Source organism: Olleya sp. Hel_I_94, assembly GCF_007827365.1.
GTDB lineage: Bacteria > Bacteroidota > Bacteroidia > Flavobacteriales > Flavobacteriaceae > Olleya.
Genome location: NZ_VISI01000002.1, coordinates 2,577,251 through 2,593,511, shown reverse-complemented (window position 1 = coordinate 2,593,511; position 16,261 = coordinate 2,577,251). Strand labels below are relative to the sequence as shown.

The 16,261-nt window shown below is 32.1% G+C and carries 17 protein-coding genes and 1 pseudogene; 11 read left to right on the top strand and 7 right to left on the bottom strand.

Annotation, left to right across the window (positions count from 1 at the left end):
• Nucleotides 1–14: 14 nt before the first annotated feature.
• A complete protein-coding gene (locus JM82_RS14760) occupies nucleotides 15–1,361 on the top strand; it encodes a TlpA disulfide reductase family protein (protein WP_145005750.1) in 1,347 nt (448 codons plus the stop codon).
• Between the two features lie 70 nt (nucleotides 1,362–1,431).
• Here the strand turns inward: JM82_RS14760 and JM82_RS14755 are convergent, their stop codons facing one another.
• Together JM82_RS14755 and JM82_RS14750 are read right to left on the bottom strand one after the other, a co-directional pair.
• On the bottom strand, nucleotides 1,432–1,791 hold the full coding sequence (locus tag JM82_RS14755) for a YraN family protein (RefSeq protein ID WP_145005747.1): 360 nt from the start codon (nucleotides 1,789–1,791) through the stop codon (nucleotides 1,432–1,434).
• Nucleotides 1,791–2,798, bottom strand: a complete 1,008-nt coding sequence (locus tag JM82_RS14750; protein WP_145005744.1) for an LD-carboxypeptidase — start codon at nucleotides 2,796–2,798, stop codon at nucleotides 1,791–1,793. The genes JM82_RS14755 and JM82_RS14750 overlap by 1 nt, the downstream gene beginning before the upstream one ends.
• Before the next feature lie 27 nt (nucleotides 2,799–2,825).
• Between JM82_RS14750 and metG the strand changes: the two are divergent.
• From metG to JM82_RS14725, 5 genes and pseudogenes are all read left to right on the top strand, one after another.
• Nucleotides 2,826–4,919: pseudogene (metG, locus tag JM82_RS14745) on the top strand (methionine--tRNA ligase); the annotation flags it as partial.
• A 27-nt stretch (nucleotides 4,920–4,946) separates the two neighbouring features.
• Nucleotides 4,947–6,374, top strand: a complete 1,428-nt coding sequence (locus JM82_RS14740; RefSeq protein WP_145005738.1) for a hypothetical protein — start codon at nucleotides 4,947–4,949, stop codon at nucleotides 6,372–6,374.
• Nucleotides 6,375–6,515: 141 nt separating this feature from the next.
• Entirely contained in the window at nucleotides 6,516–6,986 is a 471-nt protein-coding gene (locus tag JM82_RS14735; protein WP_145005735.1) for a lipocalin family protein, read from the top strand.
• A 5-nt stretch (nucleotides 6,987–6,991) separates the two neighbouring features.
• Complete coding sequence (locus JM82_RS14730) at nucleotides 6,992–7,699, top strand: OmpA family protein (protein WP_145005732.1); 708 nt, start codon at nucleotides 6,992–6,994, stop codon at nucleotides 7,697–7,699.
• An 87-nt stretch (nucleotides 7,700–7,786) separates the two neighbouring features.
• Entirely contained in the window at nucleotides 7,787–9,907 is a 2,121-nt protein-coding gene (locus JM82_RS14725) for a Tex family protein (protein ID WP_145005729.1), read from the top strand.
• 56 nt (nucleotides 9,908–9,963) lie between these two features.
• On the opposite strand, the gene JM82_RS14720 is transcribed toward JM82_RS14725, so the two are convergent.
• Together JM82_RS14720 and JM82_RS14715 are read right to left on the bottom strand one after the other, a co-directional pair.
• The gene (locus tag JM82_RS14720; protein ID WP_145005726.1) at nucleotides 9,964–10,464 is read right to left on the bottom strand and encodes a hypothetical protein; all 501 of its coding nucleotides are present in this window, start codon (nucleotides 10,462–10,464) and stop codon (nucleotides 9,964–9,966) included.
• Nucleotides 10,465–10,557: 93 nt separating this feature from the next.
• Complete coding sequence (locus JM82_RS14715) at nucleotides 10,558–10,902, bottom strand: hypothetical protein (protein WP_145005723.1); 345 nt, start codon at nucleotides 10,900–10,902, stop codon at nucleotides 10,558–10,560.
• A gap of 130 nt (nucleotides 10,903–11,032) precedes the next feature.
• On the opposite strand from JM82_RS14715, the gene JM82_RS14710 reads away from it, so the two are divergent.
• The 5 genes from JM82_RS14710 to JM82_RS14695 all read left to right on the top strand — a co-directional run bounded on the left by JM82_RS14710 (nucleotide 11,033) and on the right by JM82_RS14695 (nucleotide 14,096).
• A complete protein-coding gene (locus tag JM82_RS14710) occupies nucleotides 11,033–11,938 on the top strand; it encodes a histone deacetylase (RefSeq protein ID WP_145005719.1) in 906 nt (301 codons plus the stop codon).
• A gap of 36 nt (nucleotides 11,939–11,974) precedes the next feature.
• Nucleotides 11,975–12,802 carry a helix-turn-helix domain-containing protein gene (locus JM82_RS14705; RefSeq protein ID WP_145005716.1) on the top strand — a complete coding sequence of 276 codons (828 nt, stop codon included), beginning with the start codon at nucleotides 11,975–11,977 and terminating at the stop codon, nucleotides 12,800–12,802.
• A 133-nt stretch (nucleotides 12,803–12,935) separates the two neighbouring features.
• The gene (locus JM82_RS16440) at nucleotides 12,936–13,103 is read left to right on the top strand and encodes a hypothetical protein (RefSeq protein ID WP_157814064.1); all 168 of its coding nucleotides are present in this window, start codon (nucleotides 12,936–12,938) and stop codon (nucleotides 13,101–13,103) included.
• A gap of 26 nt (nucleotides 13,104–13,129) precedes the next feature.
• Nucleotides 13,130–13,678: a carboxymuconolactone decarboxylase family protein gene (locus JM82_RS14700; protein ID WP_101202064.1), complete on the top strand. Its 549-nt coding sequence runs from the start codon at nucleotides 13,130–13,132 to the stop codon at nucleotides 13,676–13,678.
• A gap of 28 nt (nucleotides 13,679–13,706) precedes the next feature.
• On the top strand, nucleotides 13,707–14,096 hold the full coding sequence (locus JM82_RS14695) for a plastocyanin/azurin family copper-binding protein (RefSeq protein WP_145005713.1): 390 nt from the start codon (nucleotides 13,707–13,709) through the stop codon (nucleotides 14,094–14,096).
• A gap of 4 nt (nucleotides 14,097–14,100) precedes the next feature.
• Here JM82_RS14695 and JM82_RS14690 read toward each other — a convergent pair whose 3' ends face one another.
• The 3 genes from JM82_RS14690 to JM82_RS14680 are packed head-to-tail and all read right to left on the bottom strand — an operon-like array spanning nucleotide 14,101 to nucleotide 16,254.
• Nucleotides 14,101–14,844 (bottom strand): LytR/AlgR family response regulator transcription factor, encoded by a 744-nt coding sequence (locus tag JM82_RS14690; RefSeq protein WP_145005710.1) that lies wholly within the window; start codon nucleotides 14,842–14,844, stop codon nucleotides 14,101–14,103.
• Nucleotides 14,834–15,646, bottom strand: a complete 813-nt coding sequence (locus JM82_RS14685; RefSeq protein WP_145005707.1) for a sensor histidine kinase — start codon at nucleotides 15,644–15,646, stop codon at nucleotides 14,834–14,836. The genes JM82_RS14690 and JM82_RS14685 overlap by 11 nt, the downstream gene beginning before the upstream one ends.
• Nucleotides 15,628–16,254 carry a hypothetical protein gene (locus JM82_RS14680; RefSeq protein ID WP_145005704.1) on the bottom strand — a complete coding sequence of 209 codons (627 nt, stop codon included), beginning with the start codon at nucleotides 16,252–16,254 and terminating at the stop codon, nucleotides 15,628–15,630. Before JM82_RS14680 ends, JM82_RS14685 begins: the two co-directional genes overlap by 19 nt.
• Between the last annotated feature and the right edge of the window lie 7 nt (nucleotides 16,255–16,261).

Here is a 16,261-nt window from a genome sequence, read left to right as displayed (position 1 = left end):
GAAAATCACAAAAAATGAATAAAAAAATACTGTTTTTATTTGCCATATTGCCAACCTTTTTGATGGCTCAAAACACAATTAAAGGAACTTTTACTCCAGCAGATCAATTTAAATTTGCATTTCTATACCAAGTTACTGCAGACACTTCAATTTTTGTAGACAATGCAGATATTGCAGCAGACGGAAGCTTTATTTTTAATCTTAAAAAAACACAAGCTCCTGGCACGTATCGTATTGTTTATGCACAACCACAAGACGAATATAACTTCGATTTTTTGTATAACAACGAGGATATTGAGTTAACGTTTGATTTAGAAAAAGGTCTAGAATTTGTAACTTCTGAAGAAAACAAACTTTGGATTTCTTACAATAATAGCATGTCTATGATTGGACAGAGCTTAAATGCTTTTTATTCTTCTGGAGGTAAAAAAGAAAAAGATTTTAAAAACATTATTGACATATTAAAAACAACACAGTCAGAGTTTGAAAAGGCATCGGAAGGTAAATTAGTGCTTAATTTTATAACTGCCAGTCAACCTTACATTCCTGAAAATTTAATTGACGCCAAAACGTTTACAGAAAATGCTAAAACCAGCTACTTTAAACATATCAATTTTGGAAATCCAGTACTTCAAAATTCAAACTTTTTAATTGAAGCAACATTAAATTATGTTTTTAATTTTAGTGATAGCAATGACCAAATTACTTCCTACAAAAATAACATAGATACTGTAGTAAAAGCTATTGGTAACAATCCTAAGATTAAAAAAGTAATGTTAGAAATTTTATGGAATCAATTTGCTTTAGAAGAAGTTGAACCTGTTGCTAACCATATTACAGACACCCATTTATTAGCTTTAGCTAAAGCGGAAAACGACACGCAATTAATAGAAGATTTAACTTATTTTAAAAATGCATCTGTTGGTAATATTGGACAAGATTTTGAAATAGTAATCTATGATGAAGAAGGCGAGGCAACTGTAAAAAACCTATATCAATTAGATGAGTCTAATAATTACCTAATCGTGTTTTGGAGCACAACATGCTCACACTGTTTAGAAGAGATTCCAGAACTACGTAAGTATGTGAAAACTTTAGACAATAAACAATTAAAAGTTATTGCGATTGCTTTAGATGAAGACCGTTACAGATGGAAAGACATGACCTATGACTATCCTGAATTTTATCATGTTTTTGGTGAAGGAAAATGGGATAATGAGATTGGAAACAACTATAACGTAAAATCTACACCAAGTTATTTTGTATTAGATAGTGATAAAAAAATAATCAAAAAACCATACGATTTTAAAGCTTTTGAAGCTTATTTTAAAACATTACCTCAATCAAAAAAAGAAGAATAGGTAACTAAAAAGTTAAACATCAAAATACTAATTTTTATTAGGACACCTTTTTTTTAGCAATCACGACAAATTAAAAATGATAAAAGGCATTTTCTAAATGTTTGATATTAAATTGATTATTCTGTTTGACTATTGCGATAATGTCAAAACGGACTTCAACATCTAATCCATTTACTGTAACATACTCATCCACAGCTTTTACTAAACGTTGGATTTGTTTAGGTTTTACAAAGTCTTGAGGGTCACCAAAAGTATCTGTAGATCTTGTTTTGACTTCAATTATGGCTAAAACATCAGCTTTTTGAGCAATAATATCCACCTCAGCTTTATCAAAACGATAATTTTGTTCTATTATATCGTACTTGTTTTCAATTAAAAAATCTACAGCTAGTTGCTCTCCTTTTTTACCAAGTTCATTGTGACTAGCCATTATTCTTCAAAAATTAAAGTCGATTTACTTTTATCTACTTTTAATACTACTTGACGTCCTAAAATTAAAGCTCTGTTATCTTTTTCATGTCCTGCAGGCATATTAAACGCAATAGGAAAATTATAATCAGACAACGCATCCAAAATTAATTGCTCAATTGAAGTTCCCCATAATGTTGTGTTTTTTCGCATTCTGCTCATGTCACCAACTATAACACCTTTACAATTATCAAAGTAACCAGCACGTTTTAAACTTTGTAACATACGATCTATATGGTACTTGTACTCTCCTATTTCTTCAATAAATAAAATTTTACCATCCGTATCTATACTATCTTTAGAGCCTAACATAGTGTGTAAAATAGTTAGGTTTCCACCTACTAAAATACCATTAGCATCTCCAGATTTATTATATTTTGATCCCTTTAATGCATAACGTAAAGGTTGTCCAAAAAGCGTATTTTTAAAAGTGGCAATACTATCTGCAATGTCCTCTAAATTTTCAGGTAAACTCACTCCCATTATTGCATGTAGCGATTGCACTCCTAAATTATGTATTTGGTTATGTAACGCTGTAATATCACTGTAACCAATAATCCATTTAGGCTGCTTTAAAAATTTGGTATAATCTAAGCTATCCAAAATCCTAACGGTTCCGTAACCACCACGAGCAGACCATATAGCCTTAATTTTAGGGTCATCTAAAGCCATCTGAAAGTCTTCGCAACGCTCTTGATCTGTACCTGCAAAGTGGTTTGCCTGATTAAAAACATGCTTACCAATAACGACATGTAACTTCCAACTTTCTAAAAGCTGCTTCGCACGATTTACTTCATCAAATCTATTTTTTAAAACACCAGAAGGCGCAACAATAGCAACAGTGTCTCCTGCTTTTAAATAAGGTGGCTGTATCAATTTAGTTTCGGTTTTATTTTGCGCAAATCCTGTTGTATTTCCTAAGAAAAAAACAGCACAACACACTAACAATAATAATCTCTTTTTTGACATAATGTAAAATTACATTTTTTTTCTAAATGGCTGTCAAATTACGTATTTTTACACCTTCAAAAGATAACAAAGATGTCAAAAAGATATACAATTACTGCAGCATTACCTTATACTAATGGACCAATACATATTGGACATTTAGCTGGTGTTTATGTTCCAGCAGATATTTACGCTAGATATAAAAGACTAACTGGTAACGATGTAGCCTTTATTTGTGGTAGTGATGAGCATGGTGTGCCAATTACTATTAAAGCAAAAAAGGAAGGTGTTACACCTCAGGAAATTGTAGATCGCTATCATAAAATAATTAAAGATTCTTTTGAAGAATTTGGAATTACGTTTGATAACTACTCACGTACGTCTGCCAAAATTCACCACGATACTGCTTCTGAGTTTTTTAAAACTTTGTATGATAAAAATGAATTTGTTGAAGAAGTGTCAGAACAATTATATGATGCAGAGGCTAACCAATTTTTAGCAGACCGTTTTGTAATTGGTACGTGTCCAAAATGCGGTAACGAAGAAAGTTATGGTGACCAATGCGAAAAATGTGGAACGTCACATAATGCAACAGATTTAATTAATCCTAAATCGGCTATAACTGGTAATGTTCCCACTTTAAAAGAAACAAAACATTGGTTTTTACCTTTAAATAAACACGAAGCGTTTTTACGTGAATGGATCTTGGAAGGTCATAAAAAAGATTGGAAACCTAACGTTTATGGTCAAGTTAAATCTTGGATTGATGATGGATTAAGACCTCGTGCTGTAACTAGAGATTTAGATTGGGGAATTCCGGTTCCGGTTCCTGGAGGAGAAGGCAAAGTGCTTTACGTATGGTTTGATGCACCAATTGGTTACATATCATCAACCAAAGAATGGGCTGCAAGAGAAGGTAAAGATTGGGAGCCATACTGGAAGGATGAAGACACTAAATTAGTACACTTTATTGGTAAGGATAATATAGTATTTCATTGTATTATATTTCCTGCTATGCTTAAAGCAGAAGGCAGCTATATTTTGCCTGATAATGTTCCAGCTAACGAGTTTTTAAACTTAGAAGGCAACAAATTATCGACGTCTAAAAATTGGGCTGTTTGGTTGCCAGATTATTTACAAGATTTTCCTAACCAACAGGATGTGTTACGTTATGCTTTAACTGCTAATGCGCCAGAAACTAAAGACAATGATTTTACTTGGAAAGATTTTCAGGCAAGAAACAATAACGAGCTAGTAGCAATCTTCGGAAACTTTATTAATCGCGTTGTAGTTTTAACTAATAAGTACTACGAAGGTGTTGTACCGACACCATCTGATTTTTCTGCTATAGACGAAGAAACTTTAGCGACTGTCAAAGCATATCCTGCAGTTATTGAAAGCTCTTTAGAGCGTTACCGTTTTAGAGAAGCTGGTCAGGAGTTAATGAACTTAGCAAGACTTGGAAACAAGTATTTAGCAGATGAAGAACCTTGGAAACTAGTTAAAACAGATGAAGCTAGAACAAAAACAATTATGTTTGTCGCATTGCAAATAGCAAGCGCTTTAGCAACATTATCAGAACCATTTTTACCATTTACTTCTACCAAATTAAAAAACATTCTTAATACAACAGAAAACTCTTGGAACGATATATCTACTAAAGACACATTACTTCCTGCTTTGCACCAAATAGGTAAAGGTGAATTGTTATTTAGTAAAATAGAAGACGAAACAATCCAAAAGCAAATAGATAAGTTAGAAGCAAGTAAAAAAGCTAATGAAGCTGCTAACAAAGTCGTTGAGCCTCAAAAAGATGAAATCACTTTTGATGATTTTACTAAGTTAGACATACGTGTTGGAACCATTTTAGAAGCTACAAAAATGCCTAAAGCTAAAAAACTTTTAATCTTAAAAGTGGATACAGGTATTGATGTACGCACAATAGTCTCTGGAATAGCAGAAAGCTTTACTGCAGAAGAAGTTGTTGGTAAAAAAGTGACTGTTTTAGTTAATTTAGCACCAAGAGCATTACGTGGTGTAGAGAGTCAAGGTATGATTTTAATGACAGAAAATGCGGAAGGCAAATTAGTATTTGTAAATCCCGATGATGCTAATGTTAGTAATGGATTACACATTAGTTAACCAAAATTATTATTGTAAAATAAGTTTATGAAGTACGCCTTAATACTATTTGCATTTGTTTTTAGCACCTTAACTTCTGCTCAAGAAGAATGGGTTGGATTTAATATTGAAGAAGAAACAAAACAACTGTACCCTAAGGACGTCATCCCTGTGGTTAATGAAGATACTAACCAAATCGCCATGTTTTTTACAAACAGAAAGGTGATTTTTGGAAATCTTCATGATCAAAATAAACAATTAATCGGCTCAATAAATAATGTAATAATTCCTAAAAAGGGTAAGATTTTAATTGGTGCAATATATGACCAAGAGACTTATACGCTGTTTTTTAGTAATAATAACAAATCTCATTTTAGTTCGGTTTCGTTAAGTTTTAAAACAGGAAATTTTAAAATAACCGAAGACTTAAACATTGAATTTAAAAAAGAAAAAATAGTCGAATATCTAGTCTTAAAAAATAAGCTTCATATTTTATCTGTTAGCAGGAAAGAAGATGTTTTAATATCTAGAACATTAACTGATAAAGGCCTTATTAAGACTACTCATTACGATTTATCATCGCAAGCAATAGTTAATAACATAGACAGAGATTACCCATTATACCCTTTGCTATTTGGTAACCCTAACTACGCAGCTATTGAGGTTGTTAATAGTAATGTTCCTAATAGTTTAGAACAAACTAATGCGTTCACAAAATTATATGTAGACAATAATAAACTTACAATTACCAATAATCTTTTTAACAAGTATACTTACGTTATTAGTTTAGATCTAGAAAGTGACTCTTATAACTTTAATAGCATTATCAATACAGGTTATACTAATAATCATCATGGCGCAAATTCTAATTCCTTTATTCATAAAGACAAACTGTTAACCATCTATTCTACATTAGATCACTTAAGTTTTAGTGCCTATAATTTAGATGATTTTGGGTTAATAAAAACGTTTAATATTAACGACAAAGAAGAAATCACGTTTAAAAACACACCAATAATTCAGGAAGGTGGTGCATTTGATGATTACAGAGAACTAGAAAAAACCTCTAAATTTTTAAGAAAAATAACACAGTCTAAAATAGGTATTACTGCTTATTCAAAAAATGAGGACTTAATTATAACATTAGGAGCCAGTGTAGAAATTGATAGAGGTGGTTTTGCTATGGTCAATTTTGGCGCTTTTGGTGTAATTGCATATGGTCTAATATTAGACAGCTTTAATAGCTACACTAGAACAAAATCTACTAGAATAAGCTGTTTATTTGACAAAGATTTAAATCACAAAACAGGTGACATTCCGTTAAACGAATTTGATCAAATCAAAAACTTTCAAGACGCTAACAGAACGTACAATAATGCACATTTGCAAACCTTATTTAAGTATCAATCTAGCTACTTTTTAGGAAACTATAATAAAAGGACTGGAGAATATACACTTACTAAATTTGACAATTAATTCTTCTAATCGCAAGCATACACCTTCTCTACCTTACCAATTACAATTTTAAAAATGGTAATTATATAACCTATATTAATAATCGTGTAATATCAAATATCAAGTAATATTGCACCTTTGTATCAAATAAATTAAACAATCATGAAGCAAATAATAACCGTTTTGTTTTTAAGTCTACTATTTAGCTGTGGATCTTCAAAAACAGTAAGACAATCAGAAAAAACCATTAAAGGTCAATGGGTTTTAAACACCATTAATTACAATCAATCAGGCACTTATAATGTATCATTATTAAATGACACATCTAAGGAATGTTTTGAGCAAAGTACTTGGCAGTTTATACCAAATAATAATACAGGTATTTATACCATAAACACTCCAAATTGTAATACAGGAGAAAGAAACTTTAACTTTACTATTCAGGAGATAGACGAAACTACAGGTTTATACAACTTCTTATTAAAGCCAACCGATGCTAAAGGGAAAAGTGAAAGCAATCAAGGGTTTAGATTAAAATTAGCCCAATTATCAGACACTAACATGAGATGGGAACAAACCCTCACAGTTGATGGTAAACCATTTACAATTAACATGAACTTTTCTAAATTATAAAAACTATGAAATCTATATTAAAAAAAATATCAATAAGTGCATTAACAGTTGCTATGGCTTTTAGCTTTACAAATTGTAGCAGTGTAAAAAATGCAAATAATAAACAAAAAGGTGGTGTCATTGGTGCTACTGGAGGAGCCATTTTAGGAGCCATAATTGGTAACAATGTTGGTAAAGGTGGTAACGGAGAATTAGGTGCTGTTATTGGAGGAGTTGTTGGTGGTGGAGCCGGAATCCTTATTGGAAACAAAATGGATAAACAAGCACAAAAAATAGAGGAAGAAATCCCTGGTGCTACAGTGGAACGTGTTGACGAAGGTATTGTCGTAACTTTTGACGAAAATAGTGGTGTGTATTTTGACACAGCAAAATATAACGTAAATGGTGCGTCGCAAGAGACACTTAACAAACTTGTAGCTGTATTTAAAGAGTATCCAGATACTAATATTTTAGTTGTTGGACATACAGACAGTGTTGGTAGCGAAGAAAACAACATGACATTATCTAAAAACAGAGCTAATGCTGTTACCAATTACTTAACAAATCAAGGCTTAAGTAGCGGTAGATTTACAACAAATTGGTTTGGAGAGACACAACCTACTAATGATAATACAACTGCAGAAGGCAGAGCAAAAAACAGACGTGTAAACGTAGCCATTCTACCAAATGAAAAAATGATTAATGACGCTAAAATGGAGTCTGGAGAAAACTAGAATTTTGTCCGATTTTACTCGGAAAATTAATCAGAGTTAAATATATTACAAGACCTTATTTATTATAAAAAAATAAGGTCTTTTTTTATGCTTTTAAACTATATAATTTCTAAGACTAAATTACCTGAAACATCAGTAAAAAATACGATTGACCTATTAAATCAGGACGCAACTATTCCGTTTATTTCAAGATACAGAAAAGAAGCAACTGGAAATTTAGATGAAGTCCAAATTGGAGATATTGTAAAATATAAAGAAGAATTTGAAGCCTTAGAAAAACGAAAAATAGCAATCTTAAAAGCACTTGAAGAGCAAGACGTTTTAACTGATGCATTGCAAGACAAGGTTACAGCATGTACTGACTTAACAACGCTTGAGGATTTATACTTACCGTATAAAAAAAGCAGAAAAACTAAGGCAGAAACTGCAAGAAAAAATGGATTAGAACCTTTAGCTAAAATCATCATGTCACAAAATGCAAATGATGTGGAATCTATCGCATTTAAATACGTAAAAGGCGACGTTAAAACAGTGGACGACGCTTTGGAAGGTGCAAGACATATTATTGCTGAGTGGATAAACGAGCGCACAGATATTCGTAATAATTTACGTAACCAATTGGAGCGTCATGCTATGATTTCCACGAAAGTGGTAAAAACAAAAAAAGAGGATGAGAATGCTCAAAAATTCAGAGACTACTTTGAATGGGAAGAAGCGTTAAGTCGTATTCCGTCGCATAGATTATTAGCCATTTTAAGAGCAGAAAAAGAGGGTTTTATTCGTGTTAAAATTGAAATAGATAAAATAAAGGCGTTAGAAAACATTGACAGACGCATTATTAAAAGCGAAAACGCCTGCGCAGATCAGATTGAGTTAGCCATTAGCGACGCGTACAAACGACTATTATTCCCGTCTTTAAGCAACGAAGCGCTACAAAAAGCAAAAGAGAAGGCTGATGCATCTGCTATTTCGGTATTTGCAAAAAACTTAAAACAACTATTATTGGGTTCGCCTTTAGGCGAAAAACGAGTATTAGCAATTGATCCTGGTTTTAGATCAGGCTGTAAAATAGTCTGCTTAGATGCACAAGGAGTTTTATTACATAACGAAAACATATATCCGCATCCTCCAAAAAGTGATAGTATTGGTGCTATAAAAAAGCTATCCACTTTAACGGAAGCTTACAACATTGAAGCTATTGCGATTGGTAATGGAACAGCATCCAGAGAAACGGAAGCGTTGGTTAAAAAGATTCAATTTAAAAAAGACATGCAAGTCTTTGTGGTTAGCGAAGCTGGCGCTAGTATTTACTCTGCTTCAAAAATTGCAAGAGACGAGTTCCCAAACTACGATGTCACTGTTAGAGGTAGTGTCTCCATTGGGCGCCGCCTGCAAGACCCTTTAGCAGAACTGGTAAAAATTGACGCTAAGTCTATTGGTGTTGGACAATACCAACATGATGTGGATCAAAGCAAACTACAGAAAGAACTAGATGTTGTGGTAGAAAACTGCGTAAATAGTGTTGGTGTAAACATCAATACTGCAAGTACGTCTTTACTAAGCTATGTCTCTGGTATTGGTCCAAAACTAGCAGAAAACATCTTTAACTACAGAAATGAGCACGGTGTTTTTACTAGCCGAAATGCGATAAAAAAAGTACCCCGTTTAGGCGGAAAAGCGTTTGAACAAGGTGCTGCTTTTTTAAGAATTAGAGCGGCTAAAAACCCGTTAGACGACTCGGCAGTGCATCCTGAGAGTTATAATATAGTCGAAAAAATGGCCAAAGATTTAAAGGTCACTTTAAATGATTTGATTGGCAATCAAGAGTTGCTTAAAAAAATAGAATTAAAAAATTATTGTACTGACACTGTTGGTTTACTAACCTTAGAAGATATTATTAAAGAACTTGAAAAGCCAGGATTAGATATTAGAGAAGAAGCTAAAGTGTTTACTTTTAATCAAAATATTAAAACAATTAACGACTTGGTTGCGGGTCAATTATTACCAGGCATTGTCAATAACATCACCAATTTTGGATGTTTTGTAGATGTTGGTATTAAAGAAAGTGGTTTAATACATGTCTCTAACCTATCTGATAGTTTTGTAAAAGATGTCAATGAGCACGTCCATTTACACCAACAGGTAATTGTTAAGGTTTTAGAGGTTGATGTTCCGCGAAAGCGCATACAATTAAAACTACATAAATAAAAAAAGCATCAATATAACTTATAGATTGATGCTTTTAATAAAACTAATGCAATACGTTAAGACGCCATTTTAGCTTTGACTGTAACCTTTAAGTTATTATCAATAATGTCTTTCCAGTTTTCTATTCTACGTGCTTCATAATCTTCTGTAAAGGCTTCGTCTGTATCAAAAAAGCTAATAACCACAGCCTCTTTATTAGGTGTATAAAACCAGATTTTTAAATCTAAATGCTTTAATCGTGTGACTTTATCTATATCTTTTTTGTAATCAGAAATGACTTCGCATGACTTGATTTCAGAAAGCTCTAAATTATACACTTGGTTTTCGTTTGGCTTAAAAGCAATATAGGATAGTACTTTTTTATCTTCGGTTAAACCGATAAATTTATTGTTCCAAACCTCTTTTAATTTGTACTTAAACCCATTTGGTTTTAATAGATTTTCTGCTTTATGTTTTGTTTTTGTAGTATTATTTAATCCTTTAAAGATGAATATAAAAAAAGGCACAAATACGCTTAATGTTACTAGTATAGCTAGTAATGAGAATGAAATTTTCATTGTTTTAATATTTTGATTTAATGTATAAGAAATCAACACATTATCTTTACTTAAAAGACAAGCGTTGCAATAGTTAATAAAAACGTATTGTACTTATGTAAACCAATGAAAAGGGTAAATAATCTGTGTTTTGGACAATCCAACGTCAATAGATGTGTTAGTTTTTTGATACACCAAGACATTTTCTTGCTGCTCCCTACTAACCGCATTTACAAAAGCGAATTGCTTAAAAAAAGTAATGCTGTCTTCTGCCTGTACATTAACTGTAAGATCAATTTGAGAATTTACAATTATACCTTGAGAATTTAAGGCTGCACTAGCTTGCACTGTATGTTGTGGAAAAGTATTTTGCACGACAGCAGCGACCTCAACTTCAGAAGTGAAGAAGGTAGACCACCCTATTAAAAGAGAAATAACTAAAACGCTAAATCTTGCCATGTTATACTTTAATTTAAAGTACAAAGGTATACGATAAGTTGTTAAGAAGATACTAAATTTTAAAAACGCAGTTAATTTTTTTTTGAACCTACTAAACCCTAAATTTAAAACTTAAACTGTCAATTTACTTATGCTTAAAATAGCTTATCATCCTATTTACTGTCATCCATTACCTGAGGGACATCGGTTTCCGATGCTAAAATATGAGTTGCTTCCTGCACAATTAAAACACGAAGGCACTTGTACCGAGGCTAATTTTTTTGAACCCAATAGAATGCTAAACGAAGCACCAATACTGGCAGTACATGATCCCGAATATTTTTACGACTTGCTTAATATTACATTGGATCAGCGTGCGGCGCGTAAAATTGGGTTTCCGTTGAGTGAGGTTTTAATTGAACGTGAAATTGTGATTGCAGACGGTACGATAAAAGCAAGTAAATATGCTATAAAACATGGCATTGCTATGAATATTGCTGGCGGAACACATCATGCCTATACTAATCGTGGCGAAGCCTTTTGCATGTTAAATGATCAAGCCATTGGCGCTCGATTTCTTCAGAAAAAAGGATTAGCAAAACGTGTTTTAATCGTAGATCTGGACGTACATCAAGGTAACGGGACTGCCCAAATATTTAAGGATGATCCTTCGGTGTTTACTTTTTCTATGCACGGAAAACATAATTATCCCTTTAAAAAAGAACAAAGCGATTTAGACATTGCTTTAGAAAATAATGTTGGAGACACCGAATATCTTTCCATTTTACATAACACATTACCCAAACTAATTAAAGACTTCCAACCCGACTTTATTTATTATTTATGCGGTGTAGACGTGATTGCTACAGACAAACTAGGCAAATTAGGACTAACCGTGACAGGCTGTAAAGCACGTGATCAATTTGTTTTAGAAACCTGTAAAACTAACAACATCCCAGTTATGTGCAGCATGGGTGGTGGTTACAGTCCTGACATTAAAACCATTGTAGAGGCACATGCAAATACGTTTAGATTGGCTCAAGAAATTTATTTTTAAATGTAATGTAGCCTTACTTTATCAGACTATATACTTATGCTAAAAACATTTACAGAGTTTTCCACTAACGGAACATTAAAAATCTCTGACCAAAGTCTTTTAAAACAGTTTACAACCGCAAAGCAAATTGGGCTTTACACCTTTATTCTTACGGGTAGCAATACCATTACCGCAGAAGTGGATGGCGTCCCTTTGGTTTTAAAACCGCATCAAATATTATCCTTAACACCTATCCAAAATTTTAAATACATTGATGGGGACGATAGCGTAGTCTATCAATTTAACCAAGAGTTTTATTGCATAAAAGACCATGACAAAGAGGTGGGTTGTGCTGGTGTTTTATTTTTTGGGAATGATACTATTCCGGTGATTTCTTTAAACGAAAATGAGCAACACAAATTTAATGTGCTTCATGATATGTTTTTAGATGAAATTGAAACGGAAGATACTATTCAGGCCGAAATGCTTAGAATGTTATTAGCACGATTTATAATAAAGACCACACGTTTACTTAAAAACGAAACACCATCTACGCCACTTAATAAAGCTACTGACGAAACATTAAGACAGTATAACTTATTAGTAGAAACCCATTTTAAAGAAGCTCATCAAGTTAGTTTTTACGCAGAAAAATTATTTAAGTCTCCAAAAACGTTATCCAATAGCTTTGCTAAATCAGGACAAAGCCCTTTAAAGATTATACATGAGCGTTTAGTATTAGAAACCAAACGTCAATTAATGTATACTGACAAAACTGCCAAGCAAATTGCTTACGATATTGGTTTTGAGGATGCTTCACACTTAAGCCGATTGTTTAAAAAACAAACCAGAATTACCCTTTCGGACTTTAAAAAAGGTTTATAAACCACATTTAAGGCCTTTATTTCTTCACAAAAATACAATTTGGGAAAAATCGACAACCACTCAGGTAATATCGTCGTTTTAAAACCCGCTTTCGCGTCGCATCTTTGCACTGTAATATAAAAACAACAGCATTATGAAAACGACCATATCTATATTCAATTTAATTGAAATCTTTACAAAAGCAAAAAGAAAGCTAACCAAATCTATCAATCCACAAGAACATTGTGAGCATAAACAATTACACGATTACTATTGTGATGCAGAAATTAACAAAGGAATTATTGACAATTCAATTATATAAAAACACAACATTAAAAACATAAGATTATGACACCTATTAAAGCACTTAAAAGAGACGAAGTAAATGCAACCAATCAAGCTATTTTTGACCAATTAGAAAAAGCTGTAGGATTTGTACCAAATTTATATGCAACGTATGCTAATAGCGAAACTGCTTTAGAAAACTACTTGAATTTTGCAAATGCAAAGACCTCTTTAAAAGCTAAAGAAAAAGAAGTAGTAAATCTTGCTGTAAGTGAAGTAAACAGCTGTATTTACTGTTTATCTGCACACACTGCAATTGGTAAAATGAATGGTTTTACAGACGACCAAATTTTAGAATTAAGAGCAGGAAAAGCCTCTTTTGACACTAAGTTTAATGCTTTAGCTGCTTTAGCTAAAAACATTACAGAAACCAGAGGAAAAACAGACGCTACAATTTTAAACAACTTTTTAGACGCTGGTTATAACCACGGAAACTTAATTGATGTTATTGCTTTAGTTGGTGATAAAACAATCTCTAACTACATCCATAATACAACACAAGTCCCTGTAGATTTTCCAGTAGCACAACCATTAGAAACAGTAATATCTTAATTAATTATAACCTTAAAAATAAATAACAATGAAAAAATTAATCGCAACTTTAGTAATGACATTAACACTTTTAGTATCTGTTAATGCACAAGACAAAATGATGAAACATGATGCTATAAAAACAGTAGCATTAGAGCAAACTACAGGTGAGTTTACCCAAAAAGGATTAACTATAAGTGAAGGTACTTATATTTTTGAAATAGCAAATAATGCTGTTGGAACAGATGTTGGATTTGTACTAATAAAAAAAGGTGCTGATGCTTCTAACCCAGAAAACCACATTAAAACTGCTTACGTAACTAGTGTTGTTAAGGATGGAGAAACACAAACGTCTAGCGCAACAACATTAGCAAAAGGAGAATACACATACTTTTGCCCATTAAATAAAACACCACAGTACACGTTAACTGTACAGTAACATATCAGCTTTTAAGTTGATCTAAAAATTCCTGTCTGCGATTACGCGAGACAGGAATTTTTGCATTTCCGGTCAAGATTACATAACCTTCATTCAGGTATTTTTCTATATAACTTAAGTTTATTAAATGTGATTTATGCACTAAGTAAAAGTCACTATTTTCTAATAACTTATTAAAATGCCCAATACTATTGGAGCTTAATAATGGTTTACCCTCTTTTAAATGAATTTTAGTATAACCCGCTTCGCCTTCGCAATGCACAATGTTTTCAATTTTAATAAACTCTAAGCCTTCCACAGACGGAATTATAATTTTCTTTTTTTGAAACGTTTGTACACCTAAGTTTTCAATTAACTGTTTGTTTTTTTGAAGCGCAGATTTATCACCAATATTTTTTTCGGCATTAGCCACAGCTTCTACCAGGTCTTTATTATCTACAGGTTTAACTAAGTAACCAATTGCACAATGTTTTATAGCCTCAATAGCATAATTATCAAAAGCTGTTGCAAAAATGATTTCAAAATCAGGATTTTCAAATTGCTTTAACACATCAAACCCACTTAATTCTGGCATTGCAATATCTAAAAACACCAAGTCTGGTTTTAGGCTTTTAATTAATTCAATCCCTTCTTTTGGGCTTTGGCTTTCTGCTATTATTTTAACATTAGGACATAAACGTTGTAGCTTATTTTTTAAAATAGCTAACGCTTTACGCTCATCGTCTATTAATATGGTTTTAATGGTCATAATCGTCTTTATTTAAGCCTTCCTTAAAAATCAAGGTGACTTTGGTTCCTGTTTTATCGGATGTATCTGCACGATCCTGAATTGTAAACGCGACATCCCAATGTTTACTTACTTTTAATAAAGCCAAACGCTCTTCTAACACAAAACTAGAATGTTCTGTATGCGTTTGCTTCTTTTTAGCATTCATAAGTTTAGACTTATTAATACCTATTCCGTCATCTGTAATTTCAACTTTAAAACTATAATCATTGATACTTACAAAGTCAATAACAACTTCTCCTTTTCCTTTTTTATGAAAGATACCATGGTTAATGGCGTTTTCTACAATAGGTTGTAAAATCATTGGAGGCAAAAATAAATCTTGTGTATCCAATGCATTATCTATATTTAATTGAAAGTCAAAATCGTCTTCAAAACGAAGCTTTTCTATATCTAAATAATTTTTTAATAACGAAATTTCGTGTTCAACCGAAATGCGTTCTTTTCGAGAATACTCAAAAAATTGTCGCATTAATTTTGAAAATTTAGATAGGTAATCTTCACTTTTTTCAACTTCGTTTAGCTGAATATAATATTGAATGGCGTTAAGCGAATTGTGCACAAAATGTGGATTCATTTGTGCTCTAAGCGCATTAAGTTCCAGCTCGTGTTGACGTTTTTGATTATTTAATTTAGTTTCTAATTGTTCTTGAATGAGTTTGTTTTTACGATTGCTGAACGTCATAAACAGAAATATTAGTGATAAAACCACCAATAAAGCAACTGAAAATAATGCTATGAAAATTAATTCTTTTTCAGACATAAAAAGCTTTTTATTATAAATCCAAACATTATAATGATGTTAATCGTGATAGGAATACGATAGTAAATACCTGACAATCCAAAATATTTTTGCAACAATACTAATGGTAAATAGCCAATATAAAAGACTAAACACCCTGTAACAATCCAAAATTTTTGGTCGGTTTTAAAATTGACGACCTCATTTTTGGTTAATAAATCAGAAAAAAATACTGTGCTACAAATTAGTATTGCAATTGCTAAAACGACTAAGGGGATTTTCCATAATACACCAAACGCTTGAAAAAAAAGAGAATAACCAATTGATGTAATGAATACAAAAATAAAGACGATGACCAGTTTTTTTGTTTGTAATATGGACTTAAACCAAGTAAGTAAAAACAATCCGGATAATATAGTATAAACATTATATACATAGCCACTTTTAACACCATATAAAATAGGTAATAAGTAGCCAAAACACTCAATAACCAACACAAAACCTAAGAAGTATATAAAATTGCGCTGTGTAGTATTTTTATACTTTGGCCACATTACAATTGCAAATACAAAAGCTGCAATTTGTGGTAACCACATTATTAATCTTAATATAATATCTTGGCTAAGCATAATTTAG

What these genes read in the sequence shown, in the direction of transcription:
- JM82_RS14760 (WP_145005750.1), top strand. Translation starts at nt 15, where the DNA reads ATGAATAAAAAAATACTGTTTTTATTTGCCATATTGCCAACCTTTTTG.
- JM82_RS14755 (WP_145005747.1), bottom strand. Translation starts at nt 1,791, where the DNA reads ATGGCTAGTCACAATGAACTTGGTAAAAAAGGAGAGCAACTAGCTGTA.
- JM82_RS14750 (WP_145005744.1), bottom strand. Translation starts at nt 2,798, where the DNA reads ATGTCAAAAAAGAGATTATTATTGTTAGTGTGTTGTGCTGTTTTTTTC.
- JM82_RS14740 (WP_145005738.1), top strand. Translation starts at nt 4,947, where the DNA reads ATGAAGTACGCCTTAATACTATTTGCATTTGTTTTTAGCACCTTAACT.
- JM82_RS14735 (WP_145005735.1), top strand. Translation starts at nt 6,516, where the DNA reads ATGAAGCAAATAATAACCGTTTTGTTTTTAAGTCTACTATTTAGCTGT.
- JM82_RS14730 (WP_145005732.1), top strand. Translation starts at nt 6,992, where the DNA reads ATGAAATCTATATTAAAAAAAATATCAATAAGTGCATTAACAGTTGCT.
- JM82_RS14725 (WP_145005729.1), top strand. Translation starts at nt 7,787, where the DNA reads ATGCTTTTAAACTATATAATTTCTAAGACTAAATTACCTGAAACATCA.
- JM82_RS14720 (WP_145005726.1), bottom strand. Translation starts at nt 10,464, where the DNA reads ATGAAAATTTCATTCTCATTACTAGCTATACTAGTAACATTAAGCGTA.
- JM82_RS14715 (WP_145005723.1), bottom strand. Translation starts at nt 10,902, where the DNA reads ATGGCAAGATTTAGCGTTTTAGTTATTTCTCTTTTAATAGGGTGGTCT.
- JM82_RS14710 (WP_145005719.1), top strand. Translation starts at nt 11,033, where the DNA reads ATGCTTAAAATAGCTTATCATCCTATTTACTGTCATCCATTACCTGAG.
- JM82_RS14705 (WP_145005716.1), top strand. Translation starts at nt 11,975, where the DNA reads ATGCTAAAAACATTTACAGAGTTTTCCACTAACGGAACATTAAAAATC.
- JM82_RS16440 (WP_157814064.1), top strand. Translation starts at nt 12,936, where the DNA reads ATGAAAACGACCATATCTATATTCAATTTAATTGAAATCTTTACAAAA.
- JM82_RS14700 (WP_101202064.1), top strand. Translation starts at nt 13,130, where the DNA reads ATGACACCTATTAAAGCACTTAAAAGAGACGAAGTAAATGCAACCAAT.
- JM82_RS14695 (WP_145005713.1), top strand. Translation starts at nt 13,707, where the DNA reads ATGAAAAAATTAATCGCAACTTTAGTAATGACATTAACACTTTTAGTA.
- JM82_RS14690 (WP_145005710.1), bottom strand. Translation starts at nt 14,844, where the DNA reads ATGACCATTAAAACCATATTAATAGACGATGAGCGTAAAGCGTTAGCT.
- JM82_RS14685 (WP_145005707.1), bottom strand. Translation starts at nt 15,646, where the DNA reads ATGTCTGAAAAAGAATTAATTTTCATAGCATTATTTTCAGTTGCTTTA.
- JM82_RS14680 (WP_145005704.1), bottom strand. Translation starts at nt 16,254, where the DNA reads ATGCTTAGCCAAGATATTATATTAAGATTAATAATGTGGTTACCACAA.